Genomic DNA, 19,799 nt, shown 5'->3' on the forward strand with positions numbered 1-19,799 from the left:
CAGTTGGGCGGCACCGCCTCCGGGCCGGGCCGCGACCGTACGCGTGAAGGAGGGCCGGAACCGGTGCGACAACCCATCTCGATCGGAAAGTGGCCGGTCTGGCGCCAGTTGACCGGCCCGGACGGTTTCGGCCGCGCCGAGGCGGCGAAGTCCGGACAGAGTGCGACCCTCCAGGCCCGGACCGCCACCGCCGACCGCGTGGTGAAGTCGATCTGCCCGTACTGCGCGGTGGGGTGCGCGCAGAACGTGTACGTCCGCGACGAGCGGGTGGTGCAGATCGAGGGCGACCCGGACTCCCCGATCAGCCGGGGCCGCCTCTGCCCCAAGGGCGCCGCCACCCTGCAACTCACCACCGGCTCCGGCCGCCTGGACAAGGTCCTCTACCGGCCGCCGTACGGGCGTGACTGGAAGGAACTGGACCTGGACACCGCCATGGACATGATCGCCGAACGGGTGATCCGGACCCGGCGGGAGACCTGGCAGTGGGAGATCGACGGGGAGCGGTTGGCCCGCACCATGGGCATCGCCAGCCTGGGCGGGGCGACCCTGGACAACGAGGAGAACTACCTGATCAAGAAGCTGTTCACCGGGCTCGGCGTGGTGCAGGTCGAGAACCAGGCCCGGGTCTGCCACAGCTCCACCGTGATCGGGCTCGGCACCTCGTTCGGCCGGGGTGGGGCGACGACCTTCATGCAGGACCTGCAGCATGCGGACTGCATAGTGATCGAGGGGTCGAACTTCGCCGAGGCGCACCCGGTCGGCTTCCAGTGGGTGATGGAGGCCAAGGCGCGCGGCGCCACGGTGATCCACGTCGACCCGAGGTTCACCCGTACCAGCGCGCTGGCCGACCTGCACGTGCCGCTGCGGGCCGGCACCGATGTCGCCTTCCTCGGCGGGATCGTCAACTACGTGCTCACGCAGGAGAAGGACTTCCGCGAGTACGTGCTGGCGTACACGAACGCGTCGACCATCATCAACGACAAGTTCCGTGACACCGAGGACCTCGACGGGCTGTTCTCCGGCTTCGACCCCGAGGTGCACCAGTACGCCAGCGAGACCTGGCAGTACGAGGGCACCCAGGAGGCCACCGCGTCCGGCGACCGCGACGAGGCGTACGAGCGGCGGCTGGCGACCCGGCACCACTCGCACGGCACCGGGCAGGGGGAGAAGCACGGCTCCGGCACCGCCGCGCTCGACGGCGACCCCCGGCAGGACCCCACCCTGAGCGACCCGCTCTGCGTCTACCAGATCCTCAAACGGCATTTCTCCCGCTACACCCCGGAGATGGTCGAGCGGATCTGCGGCATCCCGCAGGACGTGTTCGCCCGGGTCTGCGAGCACCTGGTCGAGGCGTCGGGTCCGGAGCGGACCAGCGCGTTCGTCTACGCGGTGGGGTGGACCCAGCACACCGACGGGTCGCAGTTCATCCGTACCGCGAGCATCCTGCAACTGCTGCTCGGCAACATCGGCCGCCCCGGCGGCGGCATCCAGGCCCTGCGCGGCCACGCCAGCATCCAGGGCTCGACCGACATCCCCACCCTGTTCAACCTGCTGCCCGGCTACCTCCCGATGCCGCACGCCCACCGACACGGGAGCCTCGACGACTTCATCGCCGGCGACGCCGCCCGCAAGGGCTTCTGGGCGAACATGCGGGCCTACACGGTCAGCCTGCTCAAGGCGTACTGGGGTCCGTCGGCACAGCCCGAGAACGACTTCCGGTTCGACTACCTGCCCCGGATCAACGGCAGCCACTCGGCCTACGACACCACCCTCGAACAGATCGAGGGCAACTGCAAGGGGTACTTCCTGCTCGGCGAGAACCCGGCGGTGGGCTCCGCGAACGCCCGGATGCAGCGACTCGGCATGGCCAACCTGGACTGGCTCGTGGTCCGGGACTTCAGCCTGATCGAGAGCGCCACCTGGTGGAAGGACGGACCCGAGATCGAGTCCGGTGAGCTGTCCACCGAGCAGATCGGCACCGAGGTCTTCTTCATGCCGGCCGCCACCCACACCGAGAAGTCCGGCAGCTTCACCAACACCAACCGGATGTTGCAGTGGCACCACCAGGCGGTCGAACCGGCCGGGGACCAGCGCAGCGAACTGTGGTTCATGTACCACCTCGGGCGCCTCATCCGGGCCAAGCTGGCCGGGTCGACCGACCCGATGGACCAACCGATCCTCGACCTGACCTGGGACTACCCGACCGAGGGGCGGACCGACGAGCCGATGGCGGAGGCGGTCCTCGCCGAGATCAACGGCTGGAACGCCGAGGGCAGGCCGCTGTCGGGGTACACCGAGATGCGCGACGACGGCTCCACCACCAGCGGCTGCTGGATCTACTGCGGTGTGTACGCCGACGGGATCAACCAGGCGGCCCGGCGCCGGCCCGGCGAGGAGCAGAACTGGGTGGGCGCCGAGTGGACCTGGTCCTGGCCGGCGAACCGACGCATGCTCTACAACCGGGCCTCCGCACGCCCCGACGGGCAGCCCTGGAGCGAACGCAAGCGGATGGTCTGGTGGGACGAGGAAGCCGGCCGGTGGACCGGGTACGACGTACCGGACTTCGAACCGACCAAGCGCCCGGACTACCAGCCGCCCGAAGGCGCCAGCGGGGTGGCGGCCCTGCGCGGCACGGACGCGTTCATCATGCAGGCCGACGGTCTCGGCTGGCTGTACGTGCCCAGCGGTGTCCTCGACGGGCCGCTGCCCGCCCACTACGAGCCGCAGGACTCACCGGTGCAGAATCCGCTCTACGGTCAGCAGCGCAATCCCGCCCGGCTGCTGCGACCGCACGCCGAGAACCGGTACCACCCGAGCGGATCCGAACCCGGTGCCGAGATCTTCCCGTACGTGGTGACCACGTACCGGCTGACCGAACACTTCACCGCCGGGGCGATGAGCCGCAACGTGCCGTACCTGGCGGAGTTGCAGCCGGAGTTCTTCTGCGAGGTCTCACCCGAACTGGCGACCGAGCGGGGACTGGAACACACCGGGTGGGCCACCATCGTCACCGCCCGCAACGTGATCGAGGCGCGGGTCCTGGTGACCGCGCGGATGGCGCCGCTGCGGGTCGACGGGCGGGTGATCCACCAGATCGGACTGCCGTTCCACTGGGGACCGAACGGTCTGAGTCGGGGTGACGCGGCGAACGAACTCTCCGCGATCTCGTTGGACCCGAACTCGCACATCCAGGAGGTCAAGGCGTTCAGCGCGGACATCCGACCGGGCCGGCGTCCACGGGGACCGGCCCGTCCCGCGATGGTCCGGGACTACCAGCGGCGGGCCGGCGTCACCGGGCGCACCGGAACGGGGGTGTAGGGCGATGGGCTTCGACCTGCGTGAGGCGGCCACCGGCATGGCCGACCCGGCGACCGTCGGCGGCTACGGCGCACATCCGGAACGGGTCGGCTTCTTCACCGACACCAGCGTCTGCATCGGCTGCAAGGCCTGCGAGGTGGCCTGCAAGGAGTGGAACACCCTCGCCGAGGACGGCCTGAACTTCACCGGCATGTCGTACGACAACAGCATCGGGCTCGGCGCCGACACCTGGCGGCACGTCGCGTTCATCGAACAGCCCCGCCAACTGGGCCGGCAGGAGACGTACCTGGCCCCGACCGAGCTGCCCGGCGAGCTGAAGCAGGTGGCGGCCGGACGCACCCCGGTCTCGCTCGGACTGCCGGCGTCGGCCCCGCCGGACGGGGTGGTCGGCACCGTACGGGAGATGGACTTCCGCTGGCTGATGTCCTCGGACGTGTGCAAGCACTGCACCCACGCCGCCTGCCTGGACGTCTGCCCCACCGGCTCGCTGTTCCGTACCGAGTTCGGCACGGTCGTGGTGCAGGAGGACATCTGCAACGGCTGCGGCTACTGCGTGCCCGCCTGCCCGTACGGCGTGATCGACAAACGGCCGACGGACGGCCGGGTGGCGAAGTGCACCATGTGTTACGACCGACTCTCGGTCGGCCAGGAGCCGGCGTGCGCCAAGAGCTGCCCGACCGACTCCATCCAGTTCGGCGAGCTCGACGAGCTGCGGGAGCGCGCCGCCGCACGGGTGCTCGCCCTACAGGCGGACGGGGTGACCAGTGCCCGGCTCTACGGCGCCGACCCGAACGACGGCGTCGGCGGTGCTGGCGCGTTCTTCCTGCTGCTCGACGAGCCCGAGGTCTACGGACTGCCGCCGGATCCGGTGGTGACCACCCGCGACCTGCCCGCCATGTGGCGGCGGGTCGGACTGGCGGCAGCGGGCCTCCTGGTCGGCCTGATCGCGGTCACCGTCTCCGGCGCCAGCGCCCCGACGGGAGCACGACGATGAACCGTACAAGCCTTCGGGTGGGAGCACGACGATGAACCGTCCCGACGTTCCGGCGGGAGCCGCGACGCTGACCGACGTACGACTCGACCGCGCGCCGGACCTGCCCGCCGAGCGGGACGCGGTGGTCGGGTCGGCCGGACGCCCCGGACGGCGCCAGCGCGGCGAGCGGCTGATGGTGCCGAAGGCGGACTTCCGCTCGTACTACGGGCGACCGGTGCTCAACGCACCGACCTGGGAGGCGCCCGACATCGCCGGTTACCTGTTCCTCGGCGGTCTGGCCGGCGCCTCCTCCACCCTCGCCGCGGCAGCCGAACTCACCGGCCGGCCGGCACTCGCCCGAGGGCTGAAGGCCGGCGCCGCCACCGCCATCGCCGGATCGCTCTACACCCTGGTCCACGACCTCGGCCGTCCGGAACGGTTCATCAACATGCTCCGGGTGGTCAAGGTGACCTCGCCGATGAGCATCGGGTCGTGGCTGCTCGCCGGCTACGCACCGATGGCGATCACCGCAGCCGCCAGCGCGGTCACCGGTCGGCTGTCCGTACCCGGCCGGCTGGCCACCATCGGCGCGGCCCTGCTCGGGCCGGCGGTCGCCGCGTACACCGGGGCCCTGATCTCGAACACGGCGGTGCCGGCCTGGCACGAGGGCCACCGGGAGATGCCGCTGCTCTTCGTCGGCTCGGCCGCCGCGTCGGCCGGCGGACTCGGCCTGCTGGTCGGATCCGGCGCCGAGTCCGCACCGGCCCGCCGGGCGGCGATGCTCGGCGCCGTCGCCGAGCTGACCATGACCCGCCGGCTGGAGCAACGGCTCGGCCCGCTCGCCGAACCACTGCAACAGGACCTCGGAGGGGCGCTGATCCGAGCCGGCAAGGTCCTCAGCGCCACCGCCGCGCTGACCCTGGCGCTCGCCGGACGCAACCGGAAGGCCGGCGTCGCGGCCGGGGTGGCACTGCTCGCCGGCTCCCTCTGCACCCGGTTCGGCATCTTCCACGCCGGCCTCGCCTCGGCCCGCGACCCGAAGTACACCGTGGGACCGCAGCGCGAACGGCTCGCCGCCCGCGACCGGGCCGCGAAGGAGTCGACATGAGTACGCTGCGCAAGCATCTTCCGCTGGCCGGGATCGTGGTCACCACCTGCGTCGCGGCCTACCTCGCGGCCCGGCGCGACCCCACCGGACCGGGTACGTCCCGGCGCGCCCTGGACGCACTGCGCCCGGCCACCGGCATCGCCGCCATGACCGCCGCCCTGCGCAACCGCGCCTCCTGAGCGGTCGGTCGGTCGGACCACCCAACCGCCTCTTGAGCGGTCACTCCAACAACCCGGCCGTTTCCTGAGCGGTCAGTCGACCCCGGCCACCTCCCGGGTGCGGCGGTGAAACCCGGTAACCGCCTGTGCGAATCCGTCGAACCCGCGGTTCCATCGATCGTGCCCGGACCGTGGGCCGATCCGCTGCGTCACGATCTTGAATCGGTGTGTGTTCGGACGCTACATTCATCGAAGTGATCACTACCGTCGATGTGATCGCTGTCGTCGTCCGTACCTACGTCGCCGGGCCGCCCCGGCCGCACCGGAGGTCTTCTGTGGACACCAGCGCCGACCCGTCCCCCTCGCCCGACAACTCCCCGTCAGGCTCGGCCTTGTCCCGACGCCGCGCCCTGGCCATCGGCCTTGGTGGCGCCGCCGGTCTCGCCATAGCGTCACCCGCCTGGGCCGTGACCGACCATCGGCCGGGAGCGCACCGCCCGCCCACGCTCAACCCGGGCGACCGCCTCGTTGCCGGACGGGTCTCGGCTCGGCGGGCCATCGACCACCTGCGGGTCCTCTCCGAGCGGATCGGCCCGCGCATCGGCGGCACCCCATCGGAACGCGCCGCCGCGAACTACCTGGAAGACGTGCTGGACGACCTCGGCTACCGGACCACGCTCCAGCCGTTCCCGGTCGCGGACAAGTTCCTGGCCCAGCTCAGCTCCCGCCCGGGGCTGCCCGACGACCTGAACTGGCAGGTCGGCGCGTCACCGCACGCCGCCCTGAACACCCGGGTCAGCGGTCGGGTGGTCGACGTGGCGGCCGGCGCACCGGCCAACTACCCCGAGGACGTCACCGGCAAGGTGGTACTCGTCGACTACGTGGCGGCACAGCGCGAGACGCTCGTCGCGACCGCCGTGGCGCGGGGGGCGGCGGCCGTGGTGTTCCTCCCGGCCGACCTGGTGGAGCCGCGACGGGCCTCGGCCTTCGCACCGACCCTGCCCGGCTCGGCCACCACGCCGGTGCCGATCCCGGTCGTCGGTGTGGCTCAGGCACAGAAGCACCGGCTCCGGGAACGCCTCGCCGCCCGCCCGTTCACGCTCACCGTCGCCACCACCGCACACCGTGGCCTCACCTCCCACAACGTGCTCGCCGAGCGGGCACCGCGACGGGACGCGAGCACCAGCCCGGTGGTGATGGTGAGCGCCCACTACGACACCGTGATCGGTGCGCCGGGCGCCAACGACGACGGCTCGGGCACCGTACTCTGCCTCGAACTGGCCCGGGTGCTGCGCTCCCTGCCGACCGACGCGACCATCCGCTTCGGACTGTGGGGCTCGGAGGAGCAGGGCCTGATCGGCTCGCGGTACTACGTGGCCCAGTTGCCCCAGGCCGAACGCGACCGGATCGTGGCGGTCTACCAGAACGACATGGTGGCGACGAGCTGGGATCCGGCGACCCGCTACTGGCTGCTTTCCTTCGACGGACTGGCGAACCGGGCGACCACCGAGGTCGCCGCCGCCGCCACCCGACTCGGCTACGAGCCGCGCATCTCCCCGGTGACCCTGCGCGGCTCCAGTGACCACCAGTCGTTCCAGGAGGTCGGCATCGCCAGCGCCAACTTCTCCTGGCGTGGGGAGGAGTCCCCGGCACTGCTCGAACCGCCGTACCACAGCCCCGAGGACACCATCGCCAAGAACGTCAGCGCCGAACGCCTCCAGGTCTCCCTGGAACTGATCGGCTGCGCCGCCTACGCCACCGCCCGCAACCCCACCTAAACCTCCACGCTTCGACTTCGGCTCCCCATGATCATTGCTCGCTCAGGCACGTAACCGTCGGGTTGTGGCGTGCTCCAGTGCTCAATGATCATGGGGAGCCCATAGCAGATCGTGGGGCAGGTGGGGTGATTTCCACAGGCGTCGCGCTCATCCACAGTTGCGCGGGCGTCGGTTGACCGCGAGTCGGAGGACGTCGACATTCGCGGGGTGAACGAAGCTCTGCGGTTGTTGGTCGAGCGCGGCGAGGGCCTGGTGACGTGGCGATCGGCGCGCCGGGCGGTGTCACGGCGATCGCTGGGATGGGCAGTTCGGTCCGGTCGGCTGTATCGGGTGCTACCCGAGATCTACGCGGACGCGCGACTCGTGGCCGCCGACCCACCGGGTGCCGTCGCCTCCCCGCTCACCGGTCTGGCACCCGCGCTGCGTCGACGAGCGGTGCTGATGTACGCGGACGGGCGCGGGGCATTGAGCCACACCACCGCGCTCGACGTATGGGCCCTACGGCGACAGCCCGCTGACGAACCGCTGCATCTGAGCATTCCCCAGGGGGTCGCCCTACGGAGTAGGTCCGGCCTTGTGGTTCATCGCCGAATCGGGTTCGAGGTGGCACCTCCGCAGGCGATGATCCGTGGGAACCTGCGGGTGGTCCGGATCGAGCGGGCCCTTGTCGAGGCGTGGCCACTGCTGGCGCCGGCCGAACGACCCGAGTCGGTAATCGGTGCGGTCAACCAGAGGCTGACCACGCCCGACCGGATCGGCGTCGCTCTGATGGCGCTGCCTCGATTGTCGGGCCGGGCCGAACTGCGGGTGTTGCTCGATCGGCTGGCTGCGGGGTGCCGGAGCGCGTTGGAGATCTGGGGACACGACCATGTCTTCACCGGTCCGGGAATGCCGCGGTTCCAGCGCCAGGTCCGTATCCAGGTCGCGAACCGGACGATGTACCTCGACGTGTACGCCGAACGGGAGCGGGTCGCCTTCGAACTCGACGGAGCGGCAACCCATGGCGATCCCCGTCAACGGGAGATCGACCTGCGACGCGACGCCCTGCTCGCCACGGTCGGCATCATGGTCGTCCGGTTCAGCCACCGACGACTGGTTCACGACACTGCGCAGGTACGCCGCGAGATCATCGCCATCCTGGCCACGCGCTGACTCCGTCAGGGACATGCTCGGTCAGCCGTGATGCCGGCCGGGGAGGGGCGCCCCTCCCAGGAACGCCTCGTACACCTCACGGACGTCGTCGTCGATCTGTGGTCGGACGTTGCTGTAGCGGACGTCGGCCCGGTCGCGGTGCGGTCCCGACAGCCAGTACTCCTCGTGAGTCTCGACGTTGTAGAAGTTGGCGTCGGCCATGCCCTGTCCGCGGCGGAGCGTGTGACCGTGCCAGTAGGCGGTCTGCCAGCTCTTGGAGAAGCGCACCCGGCTGATCCAGGCCGGGCCACGGTCGGTGTTGTGCCCGGTCTTCAGCTGCACGAACATGATCCGCTCCGGCATCGGGCCAGTGTGTCAGGCCCCTCGATCGCCTCGACACCAGTTTTCCGGAACCCGGGTCCGAAGTGTGGCTGCCCTCGTGCGAACAGCGGTTGTCACGGGTGGGCGCCGCCGTACTGGAAGTAGCCAGAAGCTGCCATGGACCACCGGTTGACGCGGAAGCGGCGATACGGCCGGATCGTTGGTCGACCCGGCCGTATCGAGAGCCGACGGCGGTCAGGCGCCCGAGGGCACCGGAAGGCGCACCGGTGTCGCGCTTCGATTGGTTATCCGGCGGTCAGCTCGTTGCGGTGGGCGGTCAGGAACTGCTCCAGCGTCTGCACCGACGGGTTGACCGTACGGGTGAACCCGAGGTCGCGCCGCCCGAGGAAGGCCTCCGGGAACTCGGCGTAGTACTGGAACATGTTGCCGTACTCGACGGCGGCGGGGAAGCCGAGGGCGCGGTACGCGTCGTGCGTGAGCGGCCGGTAGACGACCTCCTCACCGAGGACCCTGCTGTACGTCGCGGCGATCTCGGTGCCGGTCAGGAACTCACCGGCGATGCCCACCGTACGGTCCACCAGGTCGGTGCCGCTCTTGAGGATCCCGAGTACGGACTTGCCGATGTCCTCGGCGGTGATCCCGGCGATCCGGCTGTCCAGCATCGGCAGTCCGAGGACGAGTTGCCCGCTCTCGTCGCGTTGCGGACCGACCCCGGACAGCAGGTTGTCCCAGTAGAACGTGGTACGCAGGTAGGTGGTCGGCACTCCGGCGGTGGCGAAGAAGCTGTCGGCCTCCGCCTTGGCGTCGAAGTGCGGCACCTTGAAGCGACCGTCGAGGGTCGGCATCCGGTCGTCGGTCAGCGGGATCGACTCACGGGTGTCCTCGAGGGTGGACCAGACCACGTGCCGCAGGTCGGCGAACTTCGCCGCCTCGGCCAGGTTTCTCGCCTCGGTCAGTTCCCGCTCGGCCGACATGTGCGCCCAGAAGAAGGTGACGGCGAAGGCGCCGTACGCCCCGTCGAACGCTTTTTCCAGGCTGGCCCGGTCGTAGAGGTCGGCCTCGACCACCTCCGCGCCGAGGTCGGCCAGTACCCGGGCCTGTTCCGAATCCGGGTTCCGGGTGATCGCGCGGACCGCGAACTCACCGTCGGCGAGGATCGCGCGAGCCGCTGCGCCGCCCTGTGCGCCGGTCGCGCCCACCACTGCGATTACCTTCTTCTCGGTCATCTCCGGCTCCCAAGTCAATCGATGTTTGGCGATGCTTGCTTACAGCCGGCACAACGTGGGCATCGACGCTCTTCGTCCCGATCGGAGAGTGGCGTTCGTCATACCCCCCATGGGTATCAGAAGGGTCGCCGGGCGGGGTGCGGACGAGCTAGCTGGTCCACAAGGGATGACCGCGGGACAGCGACGCGGGGCCGTGACGTAGTTGGATCTATCCATGGCCCGGTTCCGACGCCTATCGTCTGATCATCCGCTCGGGTGATCACCGGGGCGGACCTGGGTGTGAAGACGGCGCCGATCTCCATCGGGCCGGCGCCCGAGTCCCAAGGAGACAGAGTTGACGATCCCCTCGTTGTCGCCGATCCGTGACCGGGCCGCGCCCCGACCACGGCTGACCGCACTGGTGGTGGCCGCCCTGGCCGCCGCGCTGCTTCCGGTACTGGTCAACACCGCCCCCGCTGCCGCCGCTCCGGCCCAGCCCGGGACGCCGTGGACGAAAATCGGTGGCAACCTCGCCGCCGCCCGTTCCAGCAAGCCGATCGACATCCAGGCGAAGCGCCTCGCCGGCTTCAGCCTGGACCGGACGCTGCTCGAATCCGACCTGGACCGGGCACCCCGGGAACGCGCCGCCCGCACGGCCAGGGTGCAGCCGCTGGTCGTCTCGCTGCCGACCCCGGAGGGCACCCTCCAGCGCTTCGAACTGGTCGATTCCCCGGTAATGGAGGCCGGGCTCGCGGCAGAACACCCCGAGATCCGGACGTACGCCGGTCGGGGCCTGGACGACACCACCGCGACCGTACGCGCGGACCTCACCCCGCTGGGCTTCCACGCCTCGGTCCGCTCCGAGCGGGGCGTCTGGTTCGTCGACCCGTACTACCACCTCGACCAGAGCGTCTACGCCAGCTACTACGGCCACGACCTCGTCAATCCGGACGAGCTGCCCGCCGAGTTGGAGGACGAGGAGCCGGCGGTCGCGGTGACCGAGCAGGCCGAGCCCGCCGTGGCGGGGCCGGCGGTCACCCTGCGCACCTACCGGCTGGCCCTGGTCACCGACCCGTCGTACGCCACCTTCTTCGGCGCGGAGAACGTCACCGCGGCCAAGGTGACGCTGGTCAACCGGGTCACCCAGGTCTACGAGGACGAGACCGCGATCCGGCTCGTCCTGGTCAACGACACCGACAAGACCAACCTCAACACCGCCGCACTGGCCACCGAGCCCAACGGTCCCTGCGGCGCGGCCGCCTGTTTCACCCCGGCCCAGGTCGCCACCTGCGGCAGCGGAACGCTGAGCCGCAACCAGATCGTCCTCGGCCAGCTCGTCGGCGCCGGCAACTACGACGTCGGCCACATCGGTCTCGGCGTCAACGGCGGCGGCGTGGCCGGCCTCGGTGTGGTCGGCGGCGCGACCAAGGCGCGCGGCTGCACGGGCCTGCCGACCCCGGTCGGTGACTTCTACGCGGTGGACTACGTGGCGCACGAGATCGGTCACCAGTTCGCCGGCAACCACACCTTCAACGGCACCCAGTACAACTGCTCGGGTGGCAACCGCAGTCCCGCGAACTCGTACGAGCCGGGCAGCGGTTCGTCGATCATGGCGTACGCCGGCATCTGCCAGCAGGACAACCTCCAGCCGCACAGTGACCCGTACTGGTCGCAGCGCAGCTACACCGAGATCACCACGTTCGTCGGCTCCGCCCGTCCGGCGATCAACGAGGTGCAGACCGCCGCGCTGCGCGGCTTCGACACCGACGGCGACTCGTTCACGATCAGCTACGCGGGCCGGGAGTCGGCGCCGATCGTACGGGGTGCCAACTACACCACCGCCGGGATCAAGGCCGCGATCGAGGCGATCCCGGACTGGCCGGCAGGTGCGACGGTGACCGTCGCGGCGTTCGGCGGTACCGGCACCCTGGACGACACCGGTTTCCAGGTCACCTTCAACGCCGGCCTGCTCGCCGCAGTCAACGTCGAAGCGCTCACCATCACCGCGGCCACCGGCGCGTCCGGCTCGGTCGGGGAGACGGTCAAGGGCGGTGCGGTGGACAACGGCGGGTGGCTGGTCGAGCAGACCACCAACCGGGCACCCGTGGTCACCGTGGCGACCTCGTACACCATTCCCGCCCGTACGCCGTTCACCCTCACCGGCGGCGCGACCGACGCGGACGGCGACACCGTCACGTACATGTGGGAGCAGAACGACCGGGGCGGCCTCAGCGGTGGCAGCACCGCCGGCACCGCGCTGGTCAACAACACCAAGACCAACGGCCCGCTGTTCCGGCAGTTCGGCACCGCGGCCGTGGTCAGCCCCACCGACACCCTGGAGTACTACTCGCCGGGCCTGAACGCGGTGGACACGAACCCCACCCGCGACTTCCCGGATCTGGCGCAGATCGCGGCGAACAACACCAACGCCAAGACCGGCACCTGCCCGGCCGCACCGCCCGCACCGCCGACCGGCTGGGCGACCAACGTGCCGGCCGCCACGATCGACTGCTACTCGGAGTTCCTGCCGACCGGCGACTGGGTCGGTTTCGACAACAACCGGACCATGCACTTCCGGCTCACCGCCCGGGACGGGCACCCGGGCGCTGGCGGCATCGGCAGCGCGGACACCGCCCTGGTCGTCACACCGACCGCCGGACCGTTCCTGGTCACCTCGCAGGGCGTCGCGGGCACCGCCGTCGGGGGATCGGCGCAGGCCGTCACCTGGGACGTGGCCGGCACCGACGTGGCGCCGATCGGCGTGACCGAGGTGAAGATCTCGCTCTCCACCGACGACGGGGCGACCTTCCCGTACGTGCTGGCCGAGCGGACGGCCAACGACGGCACCGCGACGGTGGCCGTGCCGAACGTCGCCACCACGACCGCGCGGATCAGGGTCGAGGCGGTCGGCAACGTCTTCTTCGACCTGAACGACGACAAGTTCACCATCACGGCCGGGCCGGAGGTGTCCAACGACGCACCGGCCGGCGGCGCGACCGTGCAGTACAGCGACGGCCTGTCGCCGGAGGTGCACGTCCGGGCCACCGACCCGGACAGCGACGGCGGTTCGCTGACGGCGACCGCGACCGGGCTGCCCGCCGGGCTGTCCCTGGCGCCCGGCGCGCCGTCCGAGCCGGGAACCCGTCCGGGCACCCGGCAGTGGACCGTGGCCGGGAACACCACCGGCGCACCGGGCGACTATCCGGTCACCGTCACCGTGACGGACGAGACCGGCGGAGTCGGCACCACCACGTTCACCATCCGGGTGGTCCGGGAGAACGCCGAGGTGACGTACACCGGCGACACGCTGGCGTACGGGCGCAACGGTGGCGGAAGCACCGTGTCGCTGCGGGCGACCGTCCGGGACGGTGCGGTGGCGGGCGCCCCGGCCGACTCCCGACCGGGTGACGTCCGTACGGCGACGGTGACGTTCGCGGCCGGCGGCCGGACGCTCTGCACCGGAGTGGTCGGGTTGGTCGACCCGGCGAACACCACCGTGGCCTCGGCGAGTTGCGAGGCCACCCTGCCGGTCGGAAACCACCAGGTCACGGCGACGGTCGGCGGCAACTACACGGGTACGGCCACGGCCCGGGTCGAGATCACCCGGGCGGAGAACCGGGCGGTGATCGGGGCGGGCACGCTCACCCCGACCCGGTCGGCCGGGGCGTACGCGCTCGACCGGGGCTCGCGGGCGGACTTCACGCTGCTCGTGGCCCAGGCCCGGACCGGTGGGGGAGCCACCGGGCTCGCCACGGTGACGTTCCAGTCCGGCGGCCGGCGCTACGAGGTCCGGAGCACCGACATCAGGTCGTTCGGCGCGCGTACCGGCGCCGGTGCCGACGTACTGGAGTGGCGGAGCCGGGCCAGCCTGTTTGACGTCACCGATCCGCGCCGGGCGGTCGCCGTCGGCACCGGACTCACCCTCCGGTTGACCGCGACCGACCGTGGGCTGCTCAGCTCCAGGGACGGACTGGGCATCACCCTCACCGACGGTGAGCGGCTGCTGCTCTCCTCCGACTGGAACGGTGCGCGGACCGGGGAGATCAACGTGTCCGGCGGGACGATCCTGATCCTGTAACCGCACCTGCGTACGCGGAAGACAAGGGTGGCCGACCTCGGTCGGCCACCCTTGTTCGTGCCCGGCGGCACTCGTCGGTGGACGGTTGGTTGCGGGTGAACAGCCTCGATCCGGTTAACACTCGGTAACGGCACTACAACGGTCGGGTGGCCGCCGGGTATCCGAACCGGGTTTCTCATGTTCGATGGATACATTCCCGCGATGTCCGATCCATCGACCTCGGCACCCGTCGTCCGGATGGACCGATGATGAGGCTCATCGTGCCCACCGGCCGTACGCTGCGGCTGTTACTGGTGATCGTGGCCGTGCTGCACGCGCTGAGTCTCACGGTCAACGTCCTGCACCGAGGGCTGGAGCCGACGTTCGCCCACTTCGACTGGGTGTACGCCTTCCTCGACGTCGACCAGGAGCACAACCTGCCGACCTGGTTCTCGTCGTCGTTGCTGCTGCTCAGCGCGCTGGTGCTGGCCGAGATCGGGATCACCGCCGGTCGGGTGGGGGACCGGTTCGCCCGGCACTGGAAGCTGCTGGCGCTGGTCTTCGTCTTCCTGGCGCTCGACGAGGCGACCCAGATCCACGAGGCGGCCAACGTGCTGCGGGACGCGTTCGACCTCACCGGGGTGCTCTACCTGTCCTGGATCCTGGTGGCAGCACCCCTGGTCGTCCTCTTCGCCCTGGCCTACCTGCGGTTCCTCGGGCACCTGCCCGGGCCGGTACGGCTGCTCGTCCTCGGCGGCGGCGCGCTCTACGTGGGCGGCGCGATCGGCATGGAGGTGGTCGGCAGTCTGCTCTGGGACAACGGTCCCGGTTACGACTCGATGGCGTACGCGTACAGCACCGCCGTGGAGGAACTCCTGGAGATGCTGGGCACCGTCAGCTTCATGTACGGCGTCGCCACGTACCTGCACCGGTACCCGCCGTCCGGCGACACCACCCCGGCGCGGGAGGCCCTGACGCCACGAACTGGCGGGATCTTGGCGGGTAGTGGCCGGCACACCACTGGTCCGGGCTTTCCGGGGCAGCCACGATCGGTCCCATGACGAACCTGCTTCCCCGGACCAAACCACTTCCCGATACGGACCCGCACCACGGGACGGACCCGAGTCCCGAGACCTCGAACGTGCTTCGTACCCCGCCCGGACCGCCGGCCGACGCGGTCGCCCACTTTGCCGCCCGGCTGGCGTTCGAGACCGATGTCAGTGACGTCCACGCCGACCTGGAGGCCGGCGTGTCCCGGCTGGTGGTGGTCGACTCGCGCGACGAGACGGCGTGGCGGCAGGGGCACCTGCCCGGTGCCGTCCACCTGCCCCGGGCCGAGATCGCGCGCCGGGCGCCGGACGTGATCCCGCCCGGCACCGCCGTGGTCACCTACTGCTGGGGGCCGGGGTGCAACGGCGCGACCCGGGCGGCGCTGGAGTTCGCCCGGCTCGGCTACCCCGTCAAGGAGATGCTCGGCGGCTACGAGTACTGGGTCCGGGAGGGCTTCGCGGTGCAGAGCGCGACCGGTCCGGTACGCCGCCCGGTCGACGACCTGACCGCACCCGTGCTCGGCGACGCCTGCGGCTGCTGAACGCCGGGTCCGGCCGGAATTTCCTGGCGCCGCTCCCGTTCGGTGCGTGCGTCACCAGCCGACGATGCGTAGGGTGAGATCGGCGCCGTCCTGCGCCCTACCTCCGTTCCGGTGCTCACGCCGCCGGCCTCGTGAAGGCAAAGAGGACCCTGCGTCCTCTTGCTCGACCGGGCCGACCGCCAGGTGCCGCCCGCCCCGAGCACCGCCCCGACCGCCGGGGCGCAACCGATCGCGGACGAGACCGTACGCGAGCGCACCGGGCGGGGCCGCGACGACTGGTTCGCCCTGCTCGACACCTGGGGGGCCACCGGACGTACGCACACCGAGATCGCCCGTTGGCTGGTGCACGAGCACGAGGTCCCCGGGTCGTGGTCGCAACACCTCACCGTCGCGTACGAGCACGCCAGGGGGATGCGCGCACCCGGTCAGCAGCACGACGGCGGCTTCGCGGCCAGCGTCACCAAGATCGTGTCGGTGCCGGTGGACCGGCTCTTCGCCGCCTTCGCCGACGACACGATCCGGGGGCGGTGGCTGCCCGACGCCACCATCCGGGTCCGTACGGCCACCGCACCGAAGTCGTTACGGGCGGACTGGGCGGATGGTGGCGCCCGGATCGTGGTCGGCTTCACCGCCAGGGGTGAGACCAAGGCGCAGGTGGCCGTGCTGCACGAGAAGTTGCCCGACAGCGAGTCGACGGTACGGCTCAAGGCGTACTGGCGGGAGCGGTTGGCCGTACTCAAACAGGTGCTCGAAAGCTGAGCGGAGCATGCGTTACCCACACGATCCAGACGAGAGGGGATCCACGACGATGACCAGGAAGACGTTCGTCAACCTGCCGGTGAAGGACCTGCGGCGAACCGTCGAGTTCTTCGGTGCGCTCGGCTTCACCTTCGACCCGACGTCCAGTGACGGAAACAGCACCCGGATGATCGTCAGCGACGACGTTTCCGTGCTGCTCCAGGTGGCACCGTCCTTCGAGGGCTTCACCGGGAGGGCCGTCACCGACACCGCGACGAGCGCCGAGGTGATCATCGGGCTGTCGGCGGAGAGCCGGGACGAGGTCGACGACCTTGCCGACCGGGTGCTCGCCGCCGGTGGGCAGGTCCTGGGTGAGCCCGTCGACCAGGGCTTCATGTACATGCGGGGTTTTCTCGACCCCGACGGACACCAGTGGTCCTTCCTCTACCTCGACGCTGCCCCGATCGGAGCGCCCCAGCCGTGACCCGAGCGCCGATCGTGCCGGTCAGGGCAGGGTGGCGTGCACCCGGGGGATGGCCTCGGCAACCGGAGGCGGAAACTCGCGAAACGGTGTCGCGGTGATCGTCCGGTTCGCGCCCCGGCCGGTGTGCGCCCAGGTGCCGAGCACCTGACCGTCGCTGACCACGGTGGGTCGGAACATCCCGTTGTTGCCCGGCACGATGTGCCCGGCGAACTCCGCCGGCAGCACCGCCCCACGGTCCAGGTAGCCGAGGATGAACTCGTCGAAGCCGGGCAGGAGGAAGACCCCTCGGGCCAGCTTCCGGTCGGTGTCGAGCCGCTCCGGGGTGCGCGGATCCATCAGGTATTCGACGCCGTCGACCTCGATCCGGACGAGGGCGGGTCGGGCCAGCGCGAGCCCGACCCGTACGTCGGCGGCGACCAGGTTCGTCCACCTGGTGAAGTCCTTGACCGTGGCTGGGCCGTGGCTGCGGAAGTAACGCAGGGCCAGCTCGCCGAGCGCCTCCTCGCGAACGAGTCGGCGCGGTCGGGTTATCCACTCGTCCACCAGCACGATCAGTTGCTCGCGGTCGTGCATGGGGCCGAAGCAGAGGACACCGGTCTGCGCCAGGTACCAGAGCAGGTGGTAGCCGCGTTGGCCGGTTGTCACCAGCCCGGCGGCGTTCCAGACCCCGAGCAGGTCGTCACGACGCAGCCGCCGACCGCCGGCCAGCGCGTCCACCGCGAGGTCCCGGGCCCGGACCAGGGTGGCCGGGTCGAGCCCGAGCTGGGCCTGCCGCCCGACCGCGCGGGCCACCATCCGGGGTGTGGTGAGCCCCAGGATCCAGGGCAGGTCGTCGGCCGTCACCAGGTGCAGGGTGCCGCGCATCGGCCAGGACCGGACGATCTCGCCGCGATCGAGCGCGGCCTCTACCATCTGCCGGGTGCCACCCGCCGTACGCAGGACAACCGAGGTGACCGCGCCGGGGAAGTCCTGCGCCTGGGCGGCGGTCAGCCAGGCCACCGCCTCGGTCGCGCTCGTCAGCCCCGGGCCGGCGAGATGCTGTGCCGCCAACCGGAGCAGGCCGATCTCCTGACGTGTTGTCATGATCGCCCGCGCCCGGCGGTCGGCCACGGGTCCGGCAGCGCGACGTTCGTCCACGGGCCCGACGACCGTGGGTGGGGCAGGTTCATCCCCCGAGGATGCCAGACCCGTCGGACAGTTTCGGGGTGACACGGGGGCCGGCCCGTTACCCGCCCGGTCCCGTCGTCCGGCTCGCGGGATCGGCCAATCGGTCACAGGAAAACGCTTTCTTGAGGGATGTTCGAAGGCCGCCCCGATCAACGGATACTTGTCTGATCGAGCTGTCCCGATCGGTGGTGGCCGCCGCGAGCACTGTCGACAATGGAGTGGAGAGGCGCCATGGCGGTACGCCCGGACGCGGTCCAGCCTCCCCCGGTGACCCCGGCCCGACCCGTCACCACGGCCCCACCGGTCCCGCCCGCCCCCTCGGTCGCGGGGGCGAGGACGGAGTGGACCCGTACCGGCTTCGTCGGTGCCGAGGAGACGCCCGCACCACTGACCTGGGGACAGCGGGCGCTCTGGATCGCCATCGAGCGGCACGGTCCGGGATACGTGATGATCAGCCTGCGGCGCACCCTGTCGGTGCCCCGTCGGGCGCCGGCCGACCCGGTCGACGTGCTGCGGTCGGTCGGCGCGTGGATCGGCCGGCACGGCTCGCTGCGTACCCGGCTGCGGCTGGTCGACAGGGAGCGGTGCCAGGTCGTGGCGGACCGGGGCGAGCTGCCCGTGCTGCTGGTGCACGCCGACGCCGGATCGCAGCAGGGGACCGGATCGGACGCGGGGGACCACGACGGGGCCGCGCTCGCCCGTACGGTGGCCGAGCAGTTGGCCGACCACCAGTTCGACCACGCGCTGGAGTGGCCGCAACGGGTGGCGCTGGTCCTGGTCGGCGGGCAGGTCCGGCAGGTGGCGGTGGTCTTCAGCCACACCACGGTCGACTTCCAGGCGGCCGAGATGGCGCTGCGGGACCTGCGGCTACTGCTGCTGCGCGGGGCCATCGCCACCCCGGCCGGGCTCCAGTCGGCCGACATCGCCCGCCGGGAGCAGGACGTCGACCAGCGCCGCCGGGCCGAACGCGCGGTCGCACACTGGGTGGAGAGCTTCGGCCGCCTGCCCGTGGACACCCTGCCCCGTCTCGGCCCGCCGCTCACACCCCGATGGGTACGGGCGGTGCTGACCTCCCCGGCCGCGGACACCGCGATCCGGCTGGTCGCCGACCGGCACCGGGTCACCAGCTCCACCGTCCTGCTGGCGGCCACGGCGGTTGTCTGCGCCGCCTGGTCCGGCAACGACGTCGTCGGCATCCACACGATGGCCAACAACCGGGCCATGGACGGCTACCGGGACGCGATCGCGAAGCTCAACCAGCTCGGGCTGGTCGTGGTGGACCTGGCCGACCGGCCCGACTTCACGGACCTCCTGCCTCGGGTGTGGCGGGCCGCGCTCGACGCCTACCGGCACGCGTACTACGACCCGACCCGGATGCGGGAGGCGTTCCGGGCCGCCGGATACCCGTACGCGGTGGGGGTGAGTCCGCACCTCTACCTGAACGACATCCGGCTCTCCACCGACGTCGACCTGTTCGGCCGGGCCACCGGCGAAGCCGAGGTACGGGCGGCAATGGCCCACTCGTCGTTCGACCGGACCCACGGACTCGACACCTTCACCTGGCGTACCCGGATCGAGGTTGTCGACCGTCCCGGCGCGGTGGGTCTGGCCCTCACCGCGGACACCGCGCACCTGCCCCCGGACGCGATCGAGCGCTTCCTGCGCGACCTGGAACGGCTGCTGGTCGACGCGGCGTTCGGGAACGTGCCGTGGCCGTGGCGGTAACCAGCGGCCGTGACGGCGGCCAGT

General features: G+C 70.9%; 15 protein-coding genes. 12 read left to right on the forward strand and 3 right to left on the reverse strand.

Going from position 1 to position 19,799, the window contains the following annotated elements:
- Positions 1-75 precede the first annotated feature (75 nt).
- The 6 genes from fdh (at position 76) to OIE47_RS29345 (ending at position 8,487) form a co-directional block, all read left to right on the forward strand.
- Positions 76-3,318: a formate dehydrogenase gene (gene fdh / locus OIE47_RS29320; RefSeq protein ID WP_442792193.1), complete on the forward strand. Its 3,243-nt coding sequence runs from the start codon at positions 76-78 to the stop codon at positions 3,316-3,318.
- Between the two features lie 4 nt (positions 3,319-3,322).
- Positions 3,323-4,312 (forward strand): 4Fe-4S dicluster domain-containing protein, encoded by a 990-nt coding sequence (locus OIE47_RS29325; RefSeq protein ID WP_442792002.1) that lies wholly within the window; start codon positions 3,323-3,325, stop codon positions 4,310-4,312.
- Between the two features lie 31 nt (positions 4,313-4,343).
- Positions 4,344-5,399 (forward strand): NrfD/PsrC family molybdoenzyme membrane anchor subunit, encoded by a 1,056-nt coding sequence (nrfD, locus tag OIE47_RS29330; protein ID WP_326557751.1) that lies wholly within the window; start codon positions 4,344-4,346, stop codon positions 5,397-5,399.
- The gene (locus tag OIE47_RS29335; protein ID WP_326557752.1) at positions 5,396-5,578 is read left to right on the forward strand and encodes a hypothetical protein; all 183 of its coding nucleotides are present in this window, start codon (positions 5,396-5,398) and stop codon (positions 5,576-5,578) included. The genes nrfD and OIE47_RS29335 overlap by 4 nt, the downstream gene beginning before the upstream one ends.
- 233 nt (positions 5,579-5,811) lie before the next feature.
- Positions 5,812-7,335 carry a M28 family peptidase gene (locus OIE47_RS29340; protein WP_326557753.1) on the forward strand — a complete coding sequence of 508 codons (1,524 nt, stop codon included), beginning with the start codon at positions 5,812-5,814 and terminating at the stop codon, positions 7,333-7,335.
- A gap of 330 nt (positions 7,336-7,665) precedes the next feature.
- On the forward strand, positions 7,666-8,487 hold the full coding sequence (locus OIE47_RS29345; RefSeq protein ID WP_326557754.1) for an endonuclease domain-containing protein: 822 nt from the start codon (positions 7,666-7,668) through the stop codon (positions 8,485-8,487).
- 21 nt (positions 8,488-8,508) lie between these two features.
- On the opposite strand, the gene OIE47_RS29350 is transcribed toward OIE47_RS29345, so the two are convergent.
- Positions 8,509-8,829, reverse strand: a complete 321-nt coding sequence (locus OIE47_RS29350; protein ID WP_326557755.1) for a hypothetical protein — start codon at positions 8,827-8,829, stop codon at positions 8,509-8,511.
- Between the two features lie 263 nt (positions 8,830-9,092).
- Complete coding sequence (locus tag OIE47_RS29355) at positions 9,093-10,034, reverse strand: NmrA/HSCARG family protein (RefSeq protein WP_326557756.1); 942 nt, start codon at positions 10,032-10,034, stop codon at positions 9,093-9,095.
- 334 nt (positions 10,035-10,368) lie between these two features.
- On the opposite strand from OIE47_RS29355, the gene OIE47_RS29360 reads away from it, so the two are divergent.
- From OIE47_RS29360 to OIE47_RS29380, 5 genes are all read left to right on the forward strand, one after another.
- Positions 10,369-14,091, forward strand: coding sequence for a M12 family metallo-peptidase (locus OIE47_RS29360; protein ID WP_326557757.1), 3,723 nt, complete (start codon positions 10,369-10,371; stop codon positions 14,089-14,091).
- 245 nt (positions 14,092-14,336) lie between these two features.
- The gene (locus OIE47_RS29365; protein WP_326557758.1) at positions 14,337-15,131 is read left to right on the forward strand and encodes a hypothetical protein; all 795 of its coding nucleotides are present in this window, start codon (positions 14,337-14,339) and stop codon (positions 15,129-15,131) included.
- A complete protein-coding gene (locus tag OIE47_RS29370) occupies positions 15,128-15,661 on the forward strand; it encodes a rhodanese-like domain-containing protein (RefSeq protein ID WP_326557759.1) in 534 nt (177 codons plus the stop codon). Before OIE47_RS29365 ends, OIE47_RS29370 begins: the two co-directional genes overlap by 4 nt.
- A 159-nt stretch (positions 15,662-15,820) precedes the next feature.
- Complete coding sequence (locus tag OIE47_RS29375; RefSeq protein WP_326557760.1) at positions 15,821-16,420, forward strand: hypothetical protein; 600 nt, start codon at positions 15,821-15,823, stop codon at positions 16,418-16,420.
- A gap of 49 nt (positions 16,421-16,469) precedes the next feature.
- Positions 16,470-16,883 (forward strand): VOC family protein, encoded by a 414-nt coding sequence (locus tag OIE47_RS29380; RefSeq protein ID WP_326557761.1) that lies wholly within the window; start codon positions 16,470-16,472, stop codon positions 16,881-16,883.
- A 21-nt stretch (positions 16,884-16,904) separates the two neighbouring features.
- Here the strand turns inward: OIE47_RS29380 and OIE47_RS29385 are convergent, their stop codons facing one another.
- Entirely contained in the window at positions 16,905-18,020 is a 1,116-nt protein-coding gene (locus OIE47_RS29385; RefSeq protein WP_326557762.1) for a winged helix DNA-binding domain-containing protein, read from the reverse strand.
- A 261-nt stretch (positions 18,021-18,281) separates the two neighbouring features.
- Here OIE47_RS29385 and OIE47_RS29390 point away from each other — a divergent pair, with 261 nt between their 5' ends.
- Positions 18,282-19,775 (forward strand): condensation domain-containing protein, encoded by a 1,494-nt coding sequence (locus OIE47_RS29390; RefSeq protein ID WP_326557763.1) that lies wholly within the window; start codon positions 18,282-18,284, stop codon positions 19,773-19,775.
- Positions 19,776-19,799: the final 24 nt, after the last annotated feature.

Origin of the sequence: Micromonospora sp. NBC_01796 (assembly GCF_035917455.1) — a bacterium.
Lineage (GTDB): Bacteria > Actinomycetota > Actinomycetes > Mycobacteriales > Micromonosporaceae > Micromonospora_G.